The 19705-nt window shown below is 71.9% G+C and carries 20 protein-coding genes and 1 tRNA gene; 11 read left to right on the top strand and 10 right to left on the bottom strand.

The window, feature by feature from the left end; translation table 11 throughout:
- Positions 1–27 precede the first annotated feature (27 nt).
- The 4 genes from BJP40_RS11765 to BJP40_RS11750 all read left to right on the top strand — a co-directional run bounded on the left by BJP40_RS11765 (position 28) and on the right by BJP40_RS11750 (position 4490).
- Positions 28–1041, top strand: coding sequence for an AraC family transcriptional regulator (locus tag BJP40_RS11765; protein WP_071280322.1), 1014 nt, complete (start codon positions 28–30; stop codon positions 1039–1041).
- On the top strand, positions 1038–1904 hold the full coding sequence (locus BJP40_RS11760) for a class I SAM-dependent methyltransferase (RefSeq protein ID WP_071280321.1): 867 nt from the start codon (positions 1038–1040) through the stop codon (positions 1902–1904). Before BJP40_RS11765 ends, BJP40_RS11760 begins: the two co-directional genes overlap by 4 nt.
- A 463-nt stretch (positions 1905–2367) precedes the next feature.
- Positions 2368–3678 (top strand): VWA domain-containing protein, encoded by a 1311-nt coding sequence (locus BJP40_RS11755; protein WP_071280320.1) that lies wholly within the window; start codon positions 2368–2370, stop codon positions 3676–3678.
- A complete protein-coding gene (locus tag BJP40_RS11750; RefSeq protein WP_071280319.1) occupies positions 3678–4490 on the top strand; it encodes a hypothetical protein in 813 nt (270 codons plus the stop codon). Before BJP40_RS11755 ends, BJP40_RS11750 begins: the two co-directional genes overlap by 1 nt.
- Positions 4491–4553: 63 nt before the next feature.
- On the opposite strand, the gene BJP40_RS11745 is transcribed toward BJP40_RS11750, so the two are convergent.
- On the bottom strand, positions 4554–6377 hold the full coding sequence (locus BJP40_RS11745) for a long-chain fatty acid--CoA ligase (RefSeq protein WP_071280318.1): 1824 nt from the start codon (positions 6375–6377) through the stop codon (positions 4554–4556).
- A gap of 595 nt (positions 6378–6972) precedes the next feature.
- Here BJP40_RS11745 and BJP40_RS11740 point away from each other — a divergent pair.
- Positions 6973–7380 (top strand): (2Fe-2S) ferredoxin domain-containing protein, encoded by a 408-nt coding sequence (locus BJP40_RS11740; protein WP_177204358.1) that lies wholly within the window; start codon positions 6973–6975, stop codon positions 7378–7380.
- Positions 7381–7691: 311 nt separating this feature from the next.
- Here BJP40_RS11740 and fdhD read toward each other — a convergent pair whose 3' ends face one another.
- On the bottom strand, positions 7692–8528 hold the full coding sequence (gene fdhD, locus BJP40_RS11735) for a formate dehydrogenase accessory sulfurtransferase FdhD (protein WP_071280317.1): 837 nt from the start codon (positions 8526–8528) through the stop codon (positions 7692–7694).
- Positions 8529–8773: 245 nt separating this feature from the next.
- On the opposite strand from fdhD, the gene BJP40_RS11730 reads away from it, so the two are divergent.
- Together BJP40_RS11730 and BJP40_RS11725 are read left to right on the top strand one after the other, a co-directional pair.
- Positions 8774–9712: a beta-ketoacyl-ACP synthase III gene (locus BJP40_RS11730; protein WP_071280336.1), complete on the top strand. Its 939-nt coding sequence runs from the start codon at positions 8774–8776 to the stop codon at positions 9710–9712.
- Between the two features lie 137 nt (positions 9713–9849).
- A tRNA-Leu gene (locus BJP40_RS11725) sits at positions 9850–9937 on the top strand.
- A gap of 88 nt (positions 9938–10025) precedes the next feature.
- Here BJP40_RS11725 and BJP40_RS11720 read toward each other — a convergent pair.
- Positions 10026–10277: a hypothetical protein gene (locus tag BJP40_RS11720; RefSeq protein WP_071280316.1), complete on the bottom strand. Its 252-nt coding sequence runs from the start codon at positions 10275–10277 to the stop codon at positions 10026–10028.
- A gap of 159 nt (positions 10278–10436) precedes the next feature.
- On the opposite strand from BJP40_RS11720, the gene BJP40_RS11715 reads away from it, so the two are divergent.
- Positions 10437–11174: a recombinase family protein gene (locus tag BJP40_RS11715; RefSeq protein ID WP_256220713.1), complete on the top strand. Its 738-nt coding sequence runs from the start codon at positions 10437–10439 to the stop codon at positions 11172–11174.
- An 83-nt stretch (positions 11175–11257) separates the two neighbouring features.
- Here BJP40_RS11715 and BJP40_RS11710 read toward each other — a convergent pair whose 3' ends face one another.
- The 5 genes from BJP40_RS11710 to BJP40_RS11700 form a co-directional block, all read right to left on the bottom strand.
- A complete protein-coding gene (locus BJP40_RS11710; protein WP_071280314.1) occupies positions 11258–11800 on the bottom strand; it encodes a GNAT family N-acetyltransferase in 543 nt (180 codons plus the stop codon).
- Positions 11797–12489, bottom strand: coding sequence for a lasso peptide biosynthesis B2 protein (locus BJP40_RS31655; protein WP_079171097.1), 693 nt, complete (start codon positions 12487–12489; stop codon positions 11797–11799). Before BJP40_RS31655 ends, BJP40_RS11710 begins: the two co-directional genes overlap by 4 nt.
- Entirely contained in the window at positions 12432–14078 is a 1647-nt protein-coding gene (locus BJP40_RS11705) for an albusnodin/ikarugamycin family macrolactam cyclase (protein ID WP_371258627.1), read from the bottom strand. Before BJP40_RS11705 ends, BJP40_RS31655 begins: the two co-directional genes overlap by 58 nt.
- Before the next feature lie 119 nt (positions 14079–14197).
- Positions 14198–14326: an albusnodin family lasso peptide gene (locus BJP40_RS32895; protein WP_107408137.1), complete on the bottom strand. Its 129-nt coding sequence runs from the start codon at positions 14324–14326 to the stop codon at positions 14198–14200.
- A gap of 135 nt (positions 14327–14461) precedes the next feature.
- Positions 14462–14686 carry a hypothetical protein gene (locus tag BJP40_RS11700; RefSeq protein WP_143065935.1) on the bottom strand — a complete coding sequence of 75 codons (225 nt, stop codon included), beginning with the start codon at positions 14684–14686 and terminating at the stop codon, positions 14462–14464.
- 155 nt (positions 14687–14841) lie between these two features.
- On the opposite strand from BJP40_RS11700, the gene BJP40_RS11695 reads away from it, so the two are divergent.
- Both BJP40_RS11695 and BJP40_RS11690 read left to right on the top strand, forming a co-directional pair.
- Positions 14842–16095: a helix-turn-helix transcriptional regulator gene (locus BJP40_RS11695; RefSeq protein WP_079171095.1), complete on the top strand. Its 1254-nt coding sequence runs from the start codon at positions 14842–14844 to the stop codon at positions 16093–16095.
- A gap of 14 nt (positions 16096–16109) precedes the next feature.
- Entirely contained in the window at positions 16110–16469 is a 360-nt protein-coding gene (locus BJP40_RS11690; protein WP_071280312.1) for a hypothetical protein, read from the top strand.
- Between the two features lie 277 nt (positions 16470–16746).
- Here BJP40_RS11690 and BJP40_RS11685 read toward each other — a convergent pair whose 3' ends face one another.
- Positions 16747–17046, bottom strand: coding sequence for a transposase (locus BJP40_RS11685; protein WP_079171098.1), 300 nt, complete (start codon positions 17044–17046; stop codon positions 16747–16749).
- A gap of 397 nt (positions 17047–17443) precedes the next feature.
- Positions 17444–18070, bottom strand: a complete 627-nt coding sequence (locus BJP40_RS11680) for a response regulator (protein ID WP_071280310.1) — start codon at positions 18068–18070, stop codon at positions 17444–17446.
- Positions 18071–18330: 260 nt separating this feature from the next.
- On the opposite strand from BJP40_RS11680, the gene BJP40_RS11675 reads away from it, so the two are divergent.
- Positions 18331–19332: a Ku protein gene (locus BJP40_RS11675; protein ID WP_071280309.1), complete on the top strand. Its 1002-nt coding sequence runs from the start codon at positions 18331–18333 to the stop codon at positions 19330–19332.
- The last annotated feature ends 373 nt before the right edge of the window (positions 19333–19705 follow it).

Genomic DNA, 19705 nt, shown 5'->3' with positions numbered 1-19705 from the left:
CCTACGCGTGCGTCTACGCTGACCCGCATGGACGCACTGGCCGGACTGCTCGACGGACCACGGGCCCGGGGGGCCTTCCTGCTGCGGATGGTGATGGCGCCGCCCTGGTCGGTGCGCATCGAGGACCGCGCCCCCCTGTGCCTGATGTGCGTCACCGGCGGAGAGGCGTGGATCGTCCCCGGCCATCCCGGCGCCGGCGGGCCCGTACGGCTGCGGACCGGAGACGTGGCGGTCGTCCGCGGCCCGCACCCCTACACCGTCGCGGGCGCCCCCGACACCCCGCCGCAGGCCGTCGTGGACCCCGGCGGGGCGTGCCGCACCCTGCACGGGGAGCCGCTGGAGGAGACCATGCGGCTCGGCGTGCGGACCTGGGGCAACGCCGCGGGCGGCCCCGACACCCTGCTCGTCGGCACGTACCGGATGGAGAGCGAGGTCGGCCGGCGGCTCCTCGACGCCCTGCCACCGCTGCTGCACCTGCCCGCGGATTCCTGGAACTGCCCCCTCACGCCCGTCCTGGAGGACGAGATCAGCCGCGACGAACCCGGCCAGAGCGTCGTCCTCGACCGCACCCTCGACCTGCTGCTCATCGCCTCCGTCCGGGCCTGGTTCTCCCGGCCGGAAGCGGCCGCCCCCGCCTGGTACCGGGCCACGGGCGACCCGGTCGTCGGCACCGCCCTGCGGCTGCTGCACGACGACCCCGCCCACCCCTGGACCGTCGCCGCGCTCGCCGCCCAGGCCGGCGTCTCACGCGCCGCGCTCGCACGCCGCTTCACCGAACTGGTCGGCGAACCCCCGATGGCGTACCTGACGGGCTGGCGACTCACCCTCGCCGCCGACCTGCTGCGGGAGACCGACACCACCGTCGAGGCCGTCGCCCGGCGCGTCGGCTACGGCGGCGCCTTCGCGTTCAGCGCCGCCTTCAAACGGGAGCGGGGCGTCAGCCCCCAGGAGTACCGGACCGGCGTCCGGCGCAACCCGCGCGTGCCGGAACGGCACGCTGACTCGCCCCGGCGCTCGCCGGTCAGCACCCTGTCCCCATGACGCACACCGAGGCGACCCGCCCCCACGCGCACGACCACACCGCCCACATGGACTGGACGGCCCTGCTGCCCCTGCTGGAGGGCGGCGCGCAGCTCCGCACCCCGATGTACCGGCAGGCCCTCACCTGGCTCACCGAACTGCTCCCGATGGGCGCGGTCCGCCGCGTCCTCGACGTCGGCAGCGGCCCCGGCGTCGTCTCCGCCCTGCTCGCCGAAGCCTTCCCGTACGCCGAGGTCGTCGCCGTCGACGCGACCCCCGAACTCCTGGAGCGCGCCCGCACCCGGGGCGTGACGACCCTGCTCGCCGACCTGCCGGGCGACCTGCACAGGCTGGGCGAGGCCGACCTGATCTGGGCGGGGGAGTCCCTGCACCACCTCGGTGACCAGGCGGCCGCCCTGTCCGGCCTGGCGGGGCTGCTGCGGCCGGGGGGCCTGCTGGCGCTCGTGGAGGGCGGCCTCCCGACCCGCCGCCTGCCCCGGGACATCGGCTTCGGCCGCCCCGACCTGGAGGCCCGGCTGGACGCCGCGGCCGCCGAGTGGTTCGCGGAGATGCGGGCCGCGCTCCCCGGCAGCCGGCAGGCCGCCGAGGACTGGCGGGCGCTGCTCACCGCCGCCGGACTCGCCCCGCGCGGCACGCGCTCGTTCCTCCTCGACATCCCGGCGCCCGTCCCGCCGGCCGTACGGGACCACGTCGTCGCGGAGTTCACCCGCCGGAACGAATCCCTGGACGACCGGCTCGCCGAGGACGACCGCGCGGCCCTGGACCGCCTCACGGACCCGGACGACCCGGAGTCCCTGCACCACCGTCCCGACCTCCACCTGCTCACGGCCCGCACGGTCCACACGGCCCGGCGCGCCACCTGACGCGGCGACGACCCGCACCGGCGGCCCGTCGAGGCCCCCACCGGAAGGCTCCGGCGGGGGCCCCGACGGGACGGGACCGCGCGGGTCCGTGCGCCGCGAACCCACCGAGCAGCAACGGGTGTCCGTCCACCTCGCCGAGGGACCGCCTGCGCCCCGCCGCCCTCCGGACCGGGACGCGGAGGCCGCGGCGGCGCGCCGCGGCCGACCCCGGCCGGCGCCCGCCTCCGCCGTGCGTCCCCTCGACGACCCGGGCAGCCGCCGCGCGCGTTGACGGCCCGTCACGCGCGGCTTCCGGCCCAGGTCCACGTACGGCTGCCGACCGAGCGGGAGTTCCTGCATGAAGCGGGCGTGAACCCGGCTCTGCCCGCCTCCGTCATGCACCGCGTGCTCGACTGCCGTGCGGCGTACCACCCGCCCCGGAGGCGAGTTGGGGAGGCGTGAGCCCGGTCAATATGATCCGGCGATGATCACACGAAAGCGACTGGCGGCCGCCGTGTGCGGCCTGCTGGTCACACTGACGGGCCTGACGGGCGGGCTCTCCGCGGCGCCCGCCTGGGCCGACGACGGCGCGTCGGAGCCCGCCGCGAAGGAATCACCCAAGGTCGAACTGGTCCTGGACGTCAGCGGATCCATGCGGACCCGCGACATCGACGGGCAGTCCCGGATGGCCGCCGCCAAGCAGGCGTTCAACGAGGTCCTCGACGCCGTCCCGCAGGACGTCAGGCTCGGCATCCGCACCCTCGGCGCCGACTACCCCGGCGACGACCGCAAGCGGGGCTGCAAGGACACCCGGCAGCTCTACCCGGTCGGTCCGCTCGACCGCACCGAGGCGAAGACCGCCGTCGCCACCCTCACCCCCACCGGCTGGACGCCCATCGGCCCCGCCCTCCTCGGCGCCGCCGAGGACCTGGAAGGCGGCGACGCCACCCGCAGGATCGTCCTCATCACGGACGGCGAGGACACCTGCGCCCCCCTCGACCCGTGCGAGGTCGCCCGGGAGATCGCGGCGAAGGGCATCCACCTCACCATCGACACGCTCGGCCTCGTCCCCGACGCCAAGACCCGCGCCCAGCTCATCTGCATCGCGGAAGCCACCGGCGGCACGTACACCTCCGTCCAGCACACCGACGAACTGTCCGAACGCGTCAGCCAGTTGGTCGACCGGGCCGCGAAGCCCACCGTCAAGCCCGTCGCCACCCGCGGCACCGACCGGTGCGACGGCGCCCCCGTCCTCACCCCCGGCCTGTACAGCGACCGCGAGGAGTTCGGCCAGCACCGCTGGTACCGCGTGGAGCTGCTGCCCGGCCAGGAACTGCGCGCCGCGGTCAGCGTCGCCGCGGACCGCGCCGTGAACCGCGACTACGGCGTCATGCTGCGGGCCTCCACCCTCGCCGGCCGCGAGCTCGTACGGGGAGAGGCGGCCGGGGACGGCCGCACCGACGTCATATCGACCGGCCTGCGCCACCCGAAGCCGGAGGACGACGGGGCCGACGCGGACGGAGCCGACGGTGACGGCAAGCCCGCCGCCGAGACGGTCTGCCTGCGCGTCAGCAACTCGTTCTCCGCGCCCGCGAACGTCAAGACGACCCCCGGCATGCCCGTCGAACTCAGCATCGCCGTGGTCGACGCCCCCGCCGACGCCGACGACACCGCCTTCTTCGGCCTGGGCCGCGGCTGGTGGTTCCTCGCCGCCCTCGCCGCCGCCGGCTTCCTCGCCGGACTGCTGTGGGGCTGGGTGTCCCGCTGGCGCGTCACCGTCTGGAGGACCAACTGATGCGACCCGCCCGACTCCGACTCCTCACGGCGTCCGCCGTGCTCGCCGCCGCGTTCCTCGGCACCGCCGCCGCCCCCGGCACGGCGCTGGCCGGCACGCCCGCGCCGACCGTGTCGGCCGGCTCCGACGGCGAACCGCCCGCGCCCACCGAGGCCGGCACGTCGTTCCGTACGGCCACCGCCGTACGCCCCGGACAGCAGGCCACCGCACAGGCATCGACCGGCGACTACCTGTACTGGCAGTTCCCCGCCGACACCGGGGACCGCGCCACCGTCCGCGCCACCGTCGAGCTGCCCGACACCTCCGCCCGCTCGGCCGCCGCCACCTGGCGGATCGACGTGTACGACGGGCTGCGCCGCCGCCAGGCCTGCCGCTACGGCAGCGACCGCGCGACCCTCGCCGCCGCGGCCACCTCCGTGCAGCTCACCTGCCACCTGAGGACCGTGCGCGGCGGGGCGGAGTCCTGGTCGAACGACCCGCTGCCCGGCGCGTACTACGCCCGGGTGACCGCGGTGGACCTCGGCGCCTCCGACAGCGGCCTGCCGTTCCGCGCGGCCCTGGACGTGTCCCTGGACGACGCGGGCTCCGCCGCCGACACGGACGGCCGGCTCGCGGCCCCCCTCGTGCAGGGGTCCGCGGCGACGGTGGAACCGGAGGACGGCTGGTCGTCCGGCTGGTGGTCCGCCCGCTGGCTGTGGACCGCCGGCGGCGCCGCCCTCGCGGCCCTCGCAGGCATCTGGGGGTACACCCTGACCCGCGGCGGCGGCCGGCCCGCCGGCGTGCCCGGAGCCGCCCCCGGCCACCGGCCCTGATCCGCCCGGCGGCCGCCTCCCGGTGCAGCCGGCACACGGGAGGCGGCCGCGGCGCGGACCGCCTCACTGGTACAGCGCGTCCACCTCGTCCGCGTACGCCGCCTCGATCGCCCGGCGCTTCAGCTTCAGCGACGGCGTCAGCAGCCCGTGCTCCTCGCTGAACGGATGGGCCAGTATCCGGAACGTGCGGATCGACTCGGCCTTCGACACCAGCGTGTTGGCGGCGATCACCGCCCGGCGGATCTCCTTCTCCAACGCGGGATCCCGCACCAGCCGCGCCGACGGGATCGACGCCCGCCCCTGCATCGCCAGCCAGTGCTCCACGGCCTCCCGGTCCAGGGTGACCAGCGCCGCGATGTACGGCCGGTCGTTGCCGACCACGACGCACTGAGCGACCAGCGGATGCGACCTCACCCGCTCCTCCAGGGCCAGCGGCGCCACGCTCTTGCCGCTCGTCGTCACCAGGATCTCCTTCTTCCGCCCGGTGATCGTCAGATAGCCGTCGGCGTCCAGGCGGCCCACATCGCCCGTGGCCAGCCACCCGTCGTGCAGCACGGCGGCGGTCGCCTCCGGGGCGTTGAGGTATCCGGAGAAGACGTTGCGCCCCCGCACCCACACCTCCCCGTCCTCCGCGATCCGCACCGACGTGCCCGGAACCGGCAGACCCACCGTGCCGTACCGGGTCCGCTCGGGAGGGTTCGCCGTGGCCGCCGACGCCGACTCCGTCAACCCGTACCCCTCGTACACGGCCACGCCCGCCCCGGCGAAGAACAGCCCCATCCGCCGCTCCATCGCGGACCCCCCGGACATCGCGTGCCGCACCCGCCCGCCGAACGTGTCGCGCACCCTGCCGTACACCGCCCGCTCGAAGAACTGGTGCTGCACCCGCAGCGCCGCCGAAGGGCCCGGCCCCTGCCCGAACGCCCGCTGCTCCAGCGCCTCCGCGTACCGCACGGCCACGTCCACGGCCTTGTCGAACATGCCGAGCCGCCCCTCCGTCTCCGCCGCCCGCCGCGCCGCCCGGAACACCTTCTCGAAGACGTACGGCACGGCCAGCACGAACGTCGGCCGGAACGCCGCCAGGTCCGGCAGCAGCGCCTCCGCGCTCAGCGCGGACTGGTGGCCCAGCTTCACCCGGCCCCGCACCGCCGCGATCTCCACCATGCGCCCGAAGACGTGCGCCAGCGGCAGGAACAGCAGCGTGGACGCCTCCCGGCCGGACAGCGAACGGAAGACCGGGTCCCAGTGCCTCACCAGCGTGTCCGCCTCGAAGATGAAGCTGCCGTGGGTCAGCACGCAACCCTTGGGGCGGCCCGTGGTCCCCGACGTGTAGATGACCGTGGCGACCGAGTCGGGGGTCACCGCCCGCCGGTGACGCTGCACCACCTCGTCGTCGATCCGCGCCCCGTCCGCGACCAGCCGGTCGACGGCCCCGGCGTCCAGCTGCCACAGCTGCCTGAGCTGCGGCAGCCGGTCCACCACGGAGCCGACCGTCATCGCGTGGTCCTCGTGCTCCACGACGCACGCGGTGACGGCGGCGTCGTGGAACATCCACCGCACCTGCTCCGCGGACGACGTCGGGTACACGGGCACCGGCTGCGCCCCGACGGTCCACAGCGCGAAGTCGAACAGCGTCCACTCGTAGCGGGTGCGGGACATGACCGCGACCCGGTCACCGAACCGCACCCCGTGCGCCAGCAGCCCCTTCGCCAGGGCCAGCACCTCGTCCCGGAATTGCGCGGAGGTGACGTCCGTCCACCGCCCGGCCGCGTCCTTGCGCCCGAGGGCCACCCGGTCCGGATCGCTGGAGGCGTGGTCGAACACCGCGTCGGCCAGCCCGCCGACCAGCGGTTCCGTCACCAGAGGGGGGACTGTCAACTCGCGCACGGGCCTGCTCCTTGTGGCGCTCAGCACAGCGGAGAGTGACGGTACCCCACGCAGAGTTCCGCCGAAAGGTCGGCGGAGCCCCGATCATCCCGACATCACCACAGGTCAGATGGGCAACCCCGTGGTCACGACGGTGCGGCGCCCCGGTTACTGAGCCGCCGGTAAGGAACGGGAGGGGCGAATCTCCACGGAATCCGTACCGCGCACGCACAGCGACGATCCCGCCACACGGTCTCCGCCGTCCAGCGTCCTCCGCCACCCCACCGGTGACGACGCGTCCCTGCGGGTCCTGCCGCCGGCCTCGCTCGCTCGCTCGGCACCCACACCTGCCGCTGGTCCTCCCGGAACACCGGTCCACCGGATGCGGCTGGCGGTGTGCGCGGCCGTCGCACGCCGCCGCGCCGCGGACCCGCCCGGGGACCGACGCCCACCGCCCACCGTCGGCCGGAGACCCGGCGGTGGATCCCGGCCACAGGCAGCCCCCGCCCTGGCGAGAACCGGCCCGGCCCTCCCCAGAGCATGATCACGCCCGATACGGTGATGTCATGCCCACACGATCCCGCGCCTCCGCGCCCGCGCGCCCCGGCGGTGCCCGGTGACCACGCCCCGCCGACCCTGGATACGCCCCGGCGCCGGGCGCCCCTGCTCCCTGGTGGTGTGCCGGGGCTGCTGCTGCGGCAACGCGGGCAAGCACCCCGGCACCGACCACGCCGGCCAGCTGGAACGGCTCCAGGAGGCGGCCGCCGCCTCCGGCGGCCGCCTCGTCGTCCGCACGAGCGACTGCCTCGGCCCGTGCGGGCAGGCCAACATCGTGGTGGTGCAACCCTCCACCGAAGCGCGCCGCCGCGGGGCGCGGGCCGCCTGGATCGGCTGGGCGCTCGACGACGACTGCCTGGACGACATCCTCGCCTGGGTGTCGGCGGGCGGCCCCGGCGTGGCCGAGCCGCCGGCGACGCTGACGCTGCAGATGGTCGACCCGCCGGAGCCCACCCGCCGCAGCTGACCGGTGCCTCGTCGCAGGCCCACGGCGGCGGGCCCGCAGCCCGAAGGCGACCGCTCCGGCCCCGGACCCCGGCACCCGGCTCACCGCTCCGCGGCGACCGCCCGACGGCTCACCGCTCTGCGGCCGTCCCCGCACGGGGCCACCGTCCCACGGTCACCACCCGCAGCCACCGCCGCTCCGGAGCCGTCGCCACACGAGGCCGCGCCGACGGGGAGGGGTCCCCGTATCGACGCGGTTCCGCGCCCCGTGCCGGCGGCCGCGGTTCCGCGTCCCCCGTACCGGCATGGGCCGTCTGAGGGGCGTGCCGTAGGTCAGGACAGTCCGGTGATCCGCTCGGCCCCCGCGTACACGTTCATGTCGCCGCCCCGGAGGAACCCCACGAGGGTGAGTCCCGCCTCCGCGGCGAGGTCCACGGCCAGCGACGACGGCGCGGACACCGCCGCCAGCACCGGGACTCCCGCCATGACGGCCTTCTGCGCCAACTCGAACGACGCCCGGCCGGACACCAGCAGCACCGTGCGGTCCAGCGGCAGCAGCCCCTCCCGGAGGGCCCGCCCGACGACCTTGTCCACGGCGTTGTGCCGGCCCACGTCCTCCCGTACGTCGAGCAGCTCACCGTCCTGCGAGAAGAGCGCGGCCGCGTGCAGGCCCCCGGTCCTCTCGAACACCCGCTGGGCGGCCCGCAGCCGCTCCGGCAGCCCGGCCAGCACCTCCACACCCACCCGCACCGGAGACCGCGCCGCTTCCAGGGGGAAGCGGGTGGTCGTACGGACGGCGTCCAGGCTCGCCTTGCCGCACAACCCGCACGACGACGTGGTGTAGACGTTCCGCTCCAGCGTGATGTCCGGCACGGGAACCTCCGGCGCCAACCGCACGTCCACGACGTTGTAGGTGTTGCGCCCGTCCTCGGTGGCGCCCGCGCAGTACGCCACGTTCCGCACGTCCGACGGGGCGGCGAGCACACCCTCGCTGACCAGGAACCCCACGGCGAGCGCGAAGTCGTCGCCCGGCGTGCGCATCGTGACGGCCAGCGGCTTGCCGTTCAACCGGATCTCCAGGGGCTCCTCGGCGACCAGCGTGTCCGGGCGGGCCGACACGACGCCGTCCCGCACCCTGATGACGCGGCGCCGCTCCGTCACCCGTCCCATGTCTGCCCAGCCCCGCATTCCCTCGACGGCACGACCACTCCATTGTCCCGCACGGTACGCGCGCCCTTCGTACCGCGGTACGCGCCCCCCACCAGCGCGGCTCCGCCGCCTCTCACCCGGCGATGTTGCGGTCCCTCCAAGTGGCGGGCGGGAATCCTGTGGGATCACGCGACGGGTTACCCACCAGTCGCTGACCAGACTGAGGCACTCACGAACCGCAGAGAACAGAGGGGGTTCCACCCGTGATCACGGGCACGCGAATCGCCGCGCTCGGGCACCACCAGCCCGCGAAGGTGCTGACCAACGACGACCTGGCCGCCATGGTCGACACCAGCGACGAGTGGATCCGCAGCCGGGTCGGCATCCGCACCCGCCACGTCGCGGGGCCCGACGAGACGGTGGACGAGATGGCCGCCCACGCGGCGGCCAAGGCCCTGGCCGCCGCGGGCCTGACCCCCGGCGACATCGACTACGTCCTCGTCGCCACCTCCACCGCCATCGACCGCTCACCGAACACGGCCGCCCGGGTGGCCGCCCGCCTCGGCATGGACGCCCCCGCCACGCTGGACCTCAACGTGGTCTGCGCGGGCTTCACCCACGCGCTGGCCACCGCCGACCACGCCGTACGGGCCGGCTCGGCACGCCGCGCCCTGGTCATCGGCGCCGACAAGATGACCGAGATCACCGACTGGACCGACCGCACGACGTGCGTCCTGGTCGGCGATGGCGCGGGCGCCGCGGTCGTCGAGGCGGCGGACGCCCCCGGCATCGGCCCCGTGCTGTGGGGTTCCGTCCCCCGGATGGGCCACGCCGTGCGCATCGAGGGCACCCCGCCCCGCTTCGCGCAGGAAGGCCAGTCCGTCTACCGCTGGGCCACCACCCAGCTCCCGCCCATCGCCCGCCGCGCCTGCGAACGCGCCGGCCTCACCGTGGAGGACCTGGCCGCGGTCGTCCTCCACCAGGCGAACCTCCGCATCATCGAACCGGTCGCCCGGAAGATCGGCGCCGTCAACGCCGTCGTCGCCCAGGACGTCACGGAGTCCGGCAACACCTCCGCCGCCTCCATCCCGATGGCCCTGTCCAAGCTGGTCGCCCGCGGGGACATCCCCTCCGGCGCCCCCGCCCTCCTCTTCGGATTCGGCGGCAACCTCTCCTACGCGGGACAGGTCGTCCACGTGCCCTGACCCTTCCGTGAGCACCCGGTCACCTTCCGCTCCCAGGGCCCCTGACCACGGGATATGTGGGTGAAGGGCACCTCGAACGCCTGGTAGAGTTATCCATGTCGCCGCGGGGAACACCCCGCAAAGCGGCAAGACACCTGGTCCGGGTGGCGGAATGGCAGACGCGCTAGCTTGAGGTGCTAGTGCCCTTTATCGGGCGTGGGGGTTCAAGTCCCCCCTCGGACACCAGCAAGGACCCCAGTTGATCTGGGGTCTTTCTGTTTCTCCGGCTGTGGCGTGACCAACCACGTGACCAACAGCCGAGCGAACTTCCTGGTCAGACCAGGGATGACAGGCCGATACGGCTGGCACTCGTCGAAGCCGCCAGCTTCTTCGCTCCCTCAGCGCGACGCCTGCCGTAGCGCGCCATGGTGTAGCCCGGCGAGTGGTGCCGGGCGTTGGCCGAGACCTCTACCGGGTTCTCGTGGTTGTCGAGATCGTTCGTGATCTTCGATGCCCGCCAGTCGTGCAGCCGGAAGTTCTCCGGCAGGTGCAGACGGTTACGCGCCGTCCGCCAGCGGGCCGACACCTTCTCGGGGTCCTGTGGTCCGCCTGACTGGCTTTCGAGACACGTTTATGACGCTGTCACGTCATGACCACGAACACCCCGGCCGATCAGGTCGAGCGTCACCCCTGCCCGAAGTGCGAAGCCCCCGCCGGTAGCCCCTGCCGGACGGGAGCGGGCAAGGTGGCAGCGAACTACCACACGGGCCGCTTCGCCCTCGTGCCGTCTCTCAAGTCGGAACTCGCCGTGAAGACCCCGGCCGACCGCAACCCTGGCAAGGCGTGGACGCAAGGCGCACCCGTGGTGCAGGCACCCGAGGCGACTCCGGGCGCAGCGATACGGATCGGCTACGCCCGTTGCTCCACGGTCGGGCAGGAACTCCAGTCCCAGCTGGATCTACTCGCCCGTGCCGACTGCAACCGGGTCTTCTCCGAGAAGATCAGTACCCGCGTGAAGGAGCGGCCGGAACTGGAGAAGGCGTTGGCTCTGGCGCGAGAGATCAAGACAGCCGCCCCGAACCAACCGGTGATCCTCACGGTGGTGGAGATGAAGCGCCTTGCACGCAACGCGGCAGAGCTCATGACGTTGTCCTCCACCCTGCAAGCGGACGGCATCCAACTGGAACTCCTCTCCGGTCCCTTGCAGGGTGTGTACGACCCGAACGGTGCAGGCGCGATCGTGTTCGCCGTCCTGGCCGTGGCCGCAGAGGTGGAGCGGGAAGGCATCCGGGAGAAGACGTTGGAGGGGCTGGACACTGCGGCCCGCAAGGGCAACCACGGTGGACGCCCCTCTGTTGTGGACGACGACAAGCTAGCCGTAGCCCGTGCCCGGCACGCCAAGGGAGAGAGCGTCACCGCCATCGCCAAGGCGCTGGGGATCTCCCGTGCGACTTTGTACCGGCACATCGGTGAGAGCGCCTGAGACGGGCGCACAAGGGTGTGGAAGCCGGACGCCAGGCCCCGGCAGAGGGAAGCTCGCCGGGGCTCCGGGATCAGTTCGTCACGTCAGGGGGCAGCGGGGAATTCTTCGGCTACCGCGTCCATCAGGAGTTCGTCGCAGGGCCGACCACGCCAGTAGCCGGACTGACGCAGGCGCCCGGCGGGTTTGAACCCGGCCTTCTCATAGGCGGTGAGTCCTGCTGCGTTGGGCTCCAGTACCTTCAGCCAGACCATCCGCAGCGCGGCGTACTCGAATGCCCACCGCAGCGTCAGGGCCGTCGCCTCCGTGGCCAGCCCTTTGCCTCGCGCTTCCGGCGCAAGCAGGATGACGTACTCGGCGGTCCGCACGGCTGAGTCGATCTGGAGCGTTGTGAGACCGACCGGCGTGCGCTCCTCAGTCGTGATCACCTCGAACTGGGGGAAGTCCCGGTTCCGTCCGGCCGCTTCCCATCCGCCGGCACGGACCTCCCAGGACTGGGGGACCTGCGTCCCGAAGCCCAGGATCGTGCCGGGGTCGTTCTCCCAGCGGTGGTAGTCGGGCAGGTGGTCGCGGTCCGGCATAGCCAGGCTGACGCGCTGGCCCGGGAGCAGGATGTGCGGGTCGGTCATCGATACCTCTTCGACGTTGGCTCTGGCCCGTTGATGGGCGAGTAGTCCCCAGTCTGGTCCGGTTCCTCGACAGGCTGGCCGTGAACGTCACAGATCCACGCGTGCATGCGAATCGGGTCAGTGGCGACGCCGTGCCGCCAGGCTCCTCCACAACCGCCAGCCGCCAGCAGGAGTGCGGCTGTCGTGGACTCCTCCAGGCATGCGACGCGGGCGGGGAACAGGCGCGCGGCCCAGCGGACCGACCGGACTGCCAGGCTGGCGTGCGCCCGGGTCGGGCGAGGGAGGTTGCGGCCCGCTTCTGCCAGCCGTACCAGGCGACCGAAGCGCGTGCGCCCTCGTCCCAGATGACGCGTGGCGAGGGTGCCCGCGAGAAGCACGCTCGCCGCGATGCGCCATGACCACGGGGGCGGTGCCGGAGCGTCCAGCCGAACGGATGACTCACTCGTCCCCCATGAGGTTTCCGAGGGACAGACCGTAACGGGGGCGGGTGCTTCGCTGTGTTCCAGCCAGTCGAGCCAGCACGATTGGGAGTCGCCGGTAAGGACCACGGTTGTTCCTGTCCGGTAGTTGACGACTACGCCCGCCGCTCCGGTCAGTGCGGTACGGGTGTGACGGCTCGGAGCGGGGACGTTCACGGTCTGCCCTCCCAGCGGACTCGTTCGGTTGCGGTGTCGCTGGCACGTAGCCATAGCTCGGTGCCGAGCAGCGGTTCGAGTAGTCCCCAGGGGACGTCCACTCCGAGCACGGCACGCCGGAGAAGCGAGCGGAGGACTGCCGGGCGTACAAGTCCGAGGTCTGCCAGGTGTCCGTCAGCCAGCTCCAGGACGTTCGCCTGGTTGGCTCGTAGCCCGTGGTGGTGGTCCACCGCGAACAGCCCTTTAGAGCCACGCCGCACGACCTCACGGGGCAGCAGGCTCACGACCGCATCGGCAAGCAGCGGCTTGTACCGGCGGGCCGACCATCGGTCCGAGGCAGGGACCGACATCACCGCTTCCAGAACCCGGGCGTCCGTGTACGGGTTGTGCATCTCGATGTCGTACACGGCGGCAAGCTGGTTCTCCGTCGCGGCGGTACGGCCGACGTACCGTGCTTCGGCGAGAAGGTGGCGGTCGGCGTAGCCCAAGCCGTCAGCGTCCGCCTCCGGCGAGATGACCGACTCGGCCAGCGTGGTCGCCTGGCGGGTGAGCCAGGGCTTCGGGAGCGCCATGCCTGCCAGTCGATCGGGCGCGCTCCAGGCCGCCGTCACGACAGGCCAGGGGCTCGAACGGTAGAGGCGGCCCCAAGCCTGAGCATCACGCGCCAGGCGGACAAGGCGGCCGGAGCGGGCAAGGTCTGCCAGGTGGACCGGAGGCGGCATGAACAGGGTGTCACCGCCATCCCCGGTCAGGTGCACGGAGGCGCCCTCCTCCGCCAGTAGAGCGAACTCGTGGCAGAGCTGCGCGATGGTCACGGCGGACGGTGCCGGCTCGTCGGTCAGCACCAAGGCATCCAGATCGGTGAACGGAAGGTGTTCGCGGCCCAGGGCCATGAACCGGTGCCGGATGGAGGGGAACGCACGGGCCACCGTGCGCGCGTGGTCCACGTCTCCACCCGACTCCCGGCCCTTGGGGTGGAAGGTGACCCCCAGGACGGGTCCGCACTGCGCGGCATAGGCCGCGAGAGTGCTGGAGTCCAGACCGCCGGACAGATCGGAGGAGACTTCCCGCCCGCTCACCCGGATCAGCACGCCGTCCGCCAGGTCGAGCCGTAGCCTGTCCACCGCCTCCGACCAGGTGGAGGAGCTTGGCCGCCAGTAGGGGACGGAGAACGGCGCCCCGTCACGCGGAGCCGTCCACCGGTGGCCCGGCGGTATCTGCGCTACCCCGGTCCACGCCGACCGTCCCGGGACGCAAGCGGTCGGGTGTGCAAGGTGGGCGGCCAGCCAAGCCGTGTCCGGCCGACTCCCCAGCAGGGAGGCGAGCGCCAAGGAACTGGACGCCCAGACGGGCGAGCCGTCAACCTCAGCCACGTACAGGGGGCAGGAGCCTGCCGGGTCGGCCCACAGGGTGAACGATCCCGCGCCGTCGTCCAGGGCCAGGGCGTAGGAGCCAGACCAGGCCGAGGCCGCCGCGTCGAGCTCTCGCAGGTCCGTGGAGCGGGCCAGCCGCTCCAGCTCCGGGTTCGTCGCTCCGCACGGGCCGAACACCGCCAGCCTCCGCCCGCCCTCGCTCTCCGCCTGGCGCACCGTAGTGCCCACGGTCCAAGCGTCCGGCTTGTGCCATAGGGCATCGGCGCCCATGGGTCTCGGGGTCTTGCCATAGGGGGCGAGTGCCCCGCCGAACCAACGCATGCCGTCACCTCCTTCTGCGAGTGGGAAAGGGCGCGGCGGCACCCCCGCAGGAATGCCGCCGCCGGGCGTCAGGCCCCGTAGGGCGAGCGCTTGTTCTCCACGCTTGAGTTGGTGTTGCCCTTCGTCAGGCGCGTCGCGTCCTCCAGGGTCACGACCTCCTCCTCCGGCTCGGTGTCGAGCTGAGAGCGGTTCTCCATGGTGTTCACCTCCGTCCGAAATCCGTAGGGCGTGGAGGGGTGGCGTCCCCGCCACGGTGGTGCAACCTCCCGGTGCGAGTGGTGCGGCCCGGAAGGAGCGTGGGCCGGATCGCTTGGTGATCCGCGTAGGTCCCCTCAGCCGGGCGTTTCCTGGTCCGGCACCGACCGATCGACCAAGGGCGACACGAGGTCTTCCAGTTCGCTGTGCTGAGTCACGGTGGCGCCGAGGAGGAACAGAGCCAGGACGTGGCCCAACACCCAGGTGGCGGTCAGCGCCGATCCGATGGGGTCGTGCGGCGCCCCGCGATGCCGACCTCTGGTCCCACCCGACCCGAGGTTCACGCCGTTCTCCGTTGCCATGTCCGCGCCCCTCCGCAGGTTCATCACCGTGCCCGTTTGCGGCAACCCCAAGAAAAGCGGAGGGAGTCCAAGCACTCCACGGCATCAATGCGGCAGGCTTGTGGCAGATCCGTGCACGCGAATGCCGCACGTTCAGGTCAGGGGAAGGGGCCGTCATGGGACTGGCGGAACGGCGCAAGGCCCTGGGCTACAGTCAGGAGAAGTTGGCCGAGTTACTCGGGGTGGACCGCACCACGGTCGGGCGCTGGGAAAGCGGCAGGATCAAACCTCAGCCACCCCAGCGGAGAGGCTTGGCCAGTGCCCTTGAAGTCAGCCTCACCGAGCTTGACGCCCTCCTGACGCAGCCACGAGCCGTCAGCCAGGAGGCCGCAGGGCAGCAGTCCAGTGACCATCAAGGCGCGGGAGACCCCGACGAAATGATCCGCCGCGAATTCCTCCGCATCCTCACCGTCAGCGGAGCCCTGACCGCCCTGCCGCTAGATGAGGCAGAGGCTCTCACCGATGGAGTGCGCAGGGGCACACCCGCCGACTTCGCTCGGATGAACAGCCACCTCTGGCAGGTCTACCAGCTAGCCCGCTCCAAGGGCTCTGTCTACCCCATCGTCCGAGACCAGCTCTCGACACTGAACGAAGCGCTGGCGGACACCCGAGGCAACTCCCGCCCGCTCCTGAACGCGGCAGCCGACCTCTTCCAGCTCGCCGGAGAAGTCGCCTTCGACGCCAACCGCTACGCCGACGCGGCAGCGTCGTACTCCCTCGCGGCGTCCGTCAGCAAGGACGCAGGAGCCTTCGACCTGTGGGCATGCGCCCTCGTGCGGCACGCCTACGTGGACGTGTACGAGCACCGGTACCAGGAAGCGGCGCAGATACTCGGCGCGGCGGAGAGACTCGCCAAGCGGGGGGACAGCATCCTCGCCACCCGCCATTGGGTCGCGGCCGTCCAAGCGGAGGCGTACGCCGGCATTGGCGACCTGGCTGCCTGTGAGCGCGCACTGGACGAGGCCGAGCGGGTCTTGGAGCTGACCACGGACAGCACCAATGGCGGCTGGCTGCGCTTCGATGGCACACGCTTGGCCGAGGAGCGGGGAGCCCGCTACGTACAGCTTGGCCGCCTCGACCTGGCGGAAGAGACCCTCAAGAAGGCACTGGACCAGACCGCCCTTGCCTCCGGACAGTCGTACCGGCGCAGGGGCGCAGTCCTGACCGATCTTGCCGCCGTCGGGGCGAAGCGCCGTGACCCTGAACAGGTCGTCGCGTACGGACGGGAAGCCACCCAGTTGGCCCAAGCATCATCGTCCGGGTACGTCGCCCGTAGACTCCAAGCCCTGTGCGATGAGTTCGGCCCCCTGAGTAGGGACCGCCGGGTAGCGGAGCTGGGGGCGGAGATCGCCACGCTGAGCACGCCGTGACGAGAGGGGATGGCATGTCGCAGGTCGAAGGCGCACGAGTGTTCCGGGAAGCCTGGATCGAAGGAGTGCACCGCCACTTCCCCGGGGAGCCGAAGCCCGGGTACGTCACCCCTTGGGAGGACACCCCACAGTGGGAGCGCGACGCCGCAGGCGCCGTCTACGAACAGGTCCGCCAGTTCATCGAGGTCAGTGACGGCAACACGTCCAAGCTGTCTCGGGAGCAGAAGGGCCGGTTCGTCGCGACGTGCTGGACAGCGCAGATGTTCAAGCACTTCGAGAGCCCCAAGCCGGGGTACGTCGCCGACTGGCCCGACCTCCCAGCATGGCAGCAGGAGACGGACGCCGATATCTTCGAGGTCATCGAAAAGTCCTGATCAGCCCAGGGTCGGAAGGTTGGTCACGTGACCAACGCATGACCAACAGGGGCCCGAGAGAGCCTGAAACAGCAGGAAAGAACAGGAGAAACGCCCGCCGAAATCAAGCCTGTCGACGGGCGTCTCCCCAGGTCAGAGCGGTTGGGGGCTGGTGCCCGAGAGGAGAGTTCAAGTCCCCCCTCGGACACCAGCAGAGACCCCAGTTGATCTGGGGTCTTTCTGTTTCTCCGGCGGTGGCGTGACCAGCCACGCGACCACGGCATCCAACGGAAGCGGTTCACCAGCGCGTCTCCCCGGCGAAATACTTCGCCGCCTTGCGCAGGATCTCGCGCTCTTCCTCCAGCTCGCGGACCTTCTTGCGCAGAGCGGCGTTCTCCGCCTCCAACGGTGTCGGCGGCTCGGTCGGCACCTCCGCCCGGCGCCCCCGCCGCCGGCTCGCACCAGCGGCACGGACCCAGTTCCGCACGGTCTCGGGGTTGATCCCCAGATCGGCGGCGACCTGCCTGATCGTCGCCTCGGGCCGCGACCGGTACAGCGCGACCGCGTCCGCCTCGAACTGCGGCGGATAGTTCTTCATGACCACGAGATGTCCGTTCTCAGATCCTCAGGATCCAGTGTCTCGTGTGTCCAGGATCAAGGGTCAAGGCCCCTCAACGTCCTCCCCCAGGGGGGCACCCCCCCACCGCGCGGCCCCCCCGCAGCCTCGCGATCGCCGGATGCTTGTTCCCCCAGGCGTCGGCGAACTTCGCGAACGGCTCCTGGGCTGACTTCCCGGTCGCCGCGTGTAGACGGGCTTGAGCGGTGCGGCGGTCTTGCCCCAGCCCTGGCGGGCGACATCGCGGAAGGAGCGCCGGTAGCGGTGGACCACACAGGTCTGGTGGTGCGGGCCGGACGGTCTCGGCGGCGTCGGGCAGGCCCTTGAGTCCTTCGTCGCAGACTTGGCGCCCTCGCCGCCGTCGCCGGCACACCGAGCGTCAGGCGAACCGGGCTCGTTCCATCAGGTCGATCACGTAATGGATGAGCCGATCCGGGCCGGTGGTGGAGGCGAATGCCCGCCTGTCGGCTTGCGCCCTCAGCCGTGACGAGCCCGAGTAGATCACGACCGGCACGTCGATGCCCGTCTCGCTCAAGCGCTTGATCAGAGTGTTCCCGGCGTCCTCGTCGCCGTTGCGCTCGAGGTCGGTGATCACTATGTGGTAGCTCCGCACCTCCAAGCGCTCCAAGCCCTCCTCGGTGGAGAGAGCAAGGTCGACCTGCATGCCCATCGATTCGAAGAGGCGAACCAGGGCGATGTTGTTGCGTGGACGGTCATCCACCCAAAGGATCCTGCCGTCCTGCAGGGACTCCGCAGATCGCTCAAGCCGTCGAAGTACGCCGCGCCGAGCAGGCGCGAGCACACGCTCCTCTTGGTCTGCGGCGGCATGATCGAGCAGTTCACCAGCTCGCTCCGCGAACTCGATGTTCCCCGCGGGTGTCGCCAGGCTCCGCGTCCTGGCTATCAACTCGCCGATTCCCCTGCGGAATCGATGGAGAAAGATCAAAACCACCGAAGGCCACACGAGCGCTTCGACATACTTGAGGACTATCTCGGCGACGGTCACGACGCCATCATCCGCACACCGGCTCCCGGCTTGAACAGTTGCGCAGAACCGGCCCGACGCCCGGATCAGTGGACGCGGCTACAGGACCCGACCAGAATCCGTCCCCAGCAGCCATGCTGTCGCCGGAGTGCCCGCTTCCCGGCGGGCAGACCGATCGGTGGACCGACTGCCGTGGGCTCGGAGTGAGCCGGCAGGTCACGCCCGCGAACTCGCCGGACGCACGCGGCACGGGGCGTGACGCACCGAAGCAGGGAGGAGCGATGGCCAGAGCGATCTGGAGCGGGGTGCTGACCTTCGGTCTGGTCACGTTGCCGGTGCAGTTGTTCACCGCCACCGAGGACCACACCGTTCACTTCCGCCAGTTGCAGCGGGGCACCTCCGACCGCATCCGCTACAAGCGGGTGAACGAGAGGACCGGCGAGGAAGTGGGCTACGACGCCATCGTCAAGGGCTACGACCTGGGAGGCGGCGACTACGTGCTGGTCGACCCCGACGAGCTCGACGAGATCGCCCCCGGCAGGTCCCAGATGGTGGAGATCACCGGCTTCGTCGACCTCGACCAGGTGGAACCGGTGTACTTCGACCGCACCTACTACCTCGCGCCCGAAGGCGAGGAGTACGCCAAGATCTACGACGTGCTGCGCCGCGCGCTGGAGCAGGAGAACAAGACCGGTGTCGCCACGTTCGTGATGCGCGGCAAGCAGCACCTCGTGGCGCTGCGCGCCCAGGAAGAGGTGCTGGTGCTGCACACCCTGCACTGGGCCGACGAGGTCCGCGACCCTCATGAGGAGCTGCCGGCGCTGCCGGAGGGCGGCGAGGCCACGAGCAGGGAACTGGACAGCGCACGCCGGCTGATCGACGCCCTGTCCGTGCCCTGGAACCCCGAGGACTACCACGACACCTACGAAGAACGGGTCAGGGAACTGGTCGACGCCAAGGCGGAGGGACGGGAGGTCGTCAGCGGGGAGGCTCCGCCCGAACCCAGCAACGTCATCAGCCTCATGGACCTCCTGCAGCGCAGCGTCGAGCAGTCCCGCGCGGGCCGTGAGCAGCCGTCCACCGGGCGCGGGCACCCCGAAAGGCGGCCGGCGGGCGGGAAGGGGGAGAGGAACGAGAGGAAGGGCGCCGCTGGTGCGCGGGGGCGGCTGGAGCAACTCAGCAAGGACGAACTCTACGAGCAGGCCACGCGGAGGGACATCGCCGGCCGGTCGAAGATGAACAAGGACCAGCTCATCGAAGCCCTTGGGAGGGCGGCCTCCTGACGTGCCCGCACCCTCCGGCCGGCGACACCTCCGCAACGACCGGGCGACGCACGGCGCGTACGGGGGAGTACCGGGCGTCAGCCCGGACACGATCGGCCCGTCCGGCCGTCGCATCGGCTCCCCGCCGGAGTCGGGGAGCCGCGCGGCGCTCACGGAGGCCGCACGCACCGGGAGCACGCCCCACCCGGCGGGTCCGCGCCGCGCATGCACACACCGCCCCGGCCCGCAGGACCCGGCTGCGCGGGAACCGGGCGCGGAGGCGGTGGGCCCCGCCCAGGGCGGACCCCGGAGGCCGCCCCGGAGGGCAGGCCCGACCGGGACCAGGAGCCACCCTTCCCGGAACGTGGGCGTGAGCGGCGACGTCCCCCGCCGT

The sequence above is a fragment of the Streptomyces sp. CC53 genome (assembly GCF_001865245.1).
Taxonomy (GTDB): domain Bacteria; phylum Actinomycetota; class Actinomycetes; order Streptomycetales; family Streptomycetaceae; genus Streptomyces.
This window is presented reverse-complemented; position numbering and strand designations above follow the sequence as displayed.

Coding starts and splice junctions, on each gene's coding strand:
- BJP40_RS11765 (WP_071280322.1), top strand. CDS start 28: ATGGACGCACTGGCCGGACTGCTCGACGGACCACGGGCCCGGGGGGCC.
- BJP40_RS11760 (WP_071280321.1), top strand. CDS start 1,038: ATGACGCACACCGAGGCGACCCGCCCCCACGCGCACGACCACACCGCC.
- BJP40_RS11755 (WP_071280320.1), top strand. CDS start 2,368: ATGATCACACGAAAGCGACTGGCGGCCGCCGTGTGCGGCCTGCTGGTC.
- BJP40_RS11750 (WP_071280319.1), top strand. CDS start 3,678: ATGCGACCCGCCCGACTCCGACTCCTCACGGCGTCCGCCGTGCTCGCC.
- fdhD (WP_071280317.1), bottom strand. CDS start 8,528: ATGGGACGGGTGACGGAGCGGCGCCGCGTCATCAGGGTGCGGGACGGC.
- BJP40_RS11710 (WP_071280314.1), bottom strand. CDS start 11,800: ATGACCGACCCGCACATCCTGCTCCCGGGCCAGCGCGTCAGCCTGGCT.
- BJP40_RS31655 (WP_079171097.1), bottom strand. CDS start 12,489: ATGGCTACGTGCCAGCGACACCGCAACCGAACGAGTCCGCTGGGAGGG.
- BJP40_RS11705 (WP_371258627.1), bottom strand. CDS start 14,078: ATGGGCGCCGATGCCCTATGGCACAAGCCGGACGCTTGGACCGTGGGC.
- BJP40_RS32895 (WP_107408137.1), bottom strand. CDS start 14,326: ATGGAGAACCGCTCTCAGCTCGACACCGAGCCGGAGGAGGAGGTCGTG.
- BJP40_RS11700 (WP_143065935.1), bottom strand. CDS start 14,686: ATGGCAACGGAGAACGGCGTGAACCTCGGGTCGGGTGGGACCAGAGGT.
- BJP40_RS11695 (WP_079171095.1), top strand. CDS start 14,842: ATGGGACTGGCGGAACGGCGCAAGGCCCTGGGCTACAGTCAGGAGAAG.
- BJP40_RS11690 (WP_071280312.1), top strand. CDS start 16,110: ATGTCGCAGGTCGAAGGCGCACGAGTGTTCCGGGAAGCCTGGATCGAA.
- BJP40_RS11685 (WP_079171098.1), bottom strand. CDS start 17,046: ATGAAGAACTATCCGCCGCAGTTCGAGGCGGACGCGGTCGCGCTGTAC.
- BJP40_RS11675 (WP_071280309.1), top strand. CDS start 18,331: ATGGCCAGAGCGATCTGGAGCGGGGTGCTGACCTTCGGTCTGGTCACG.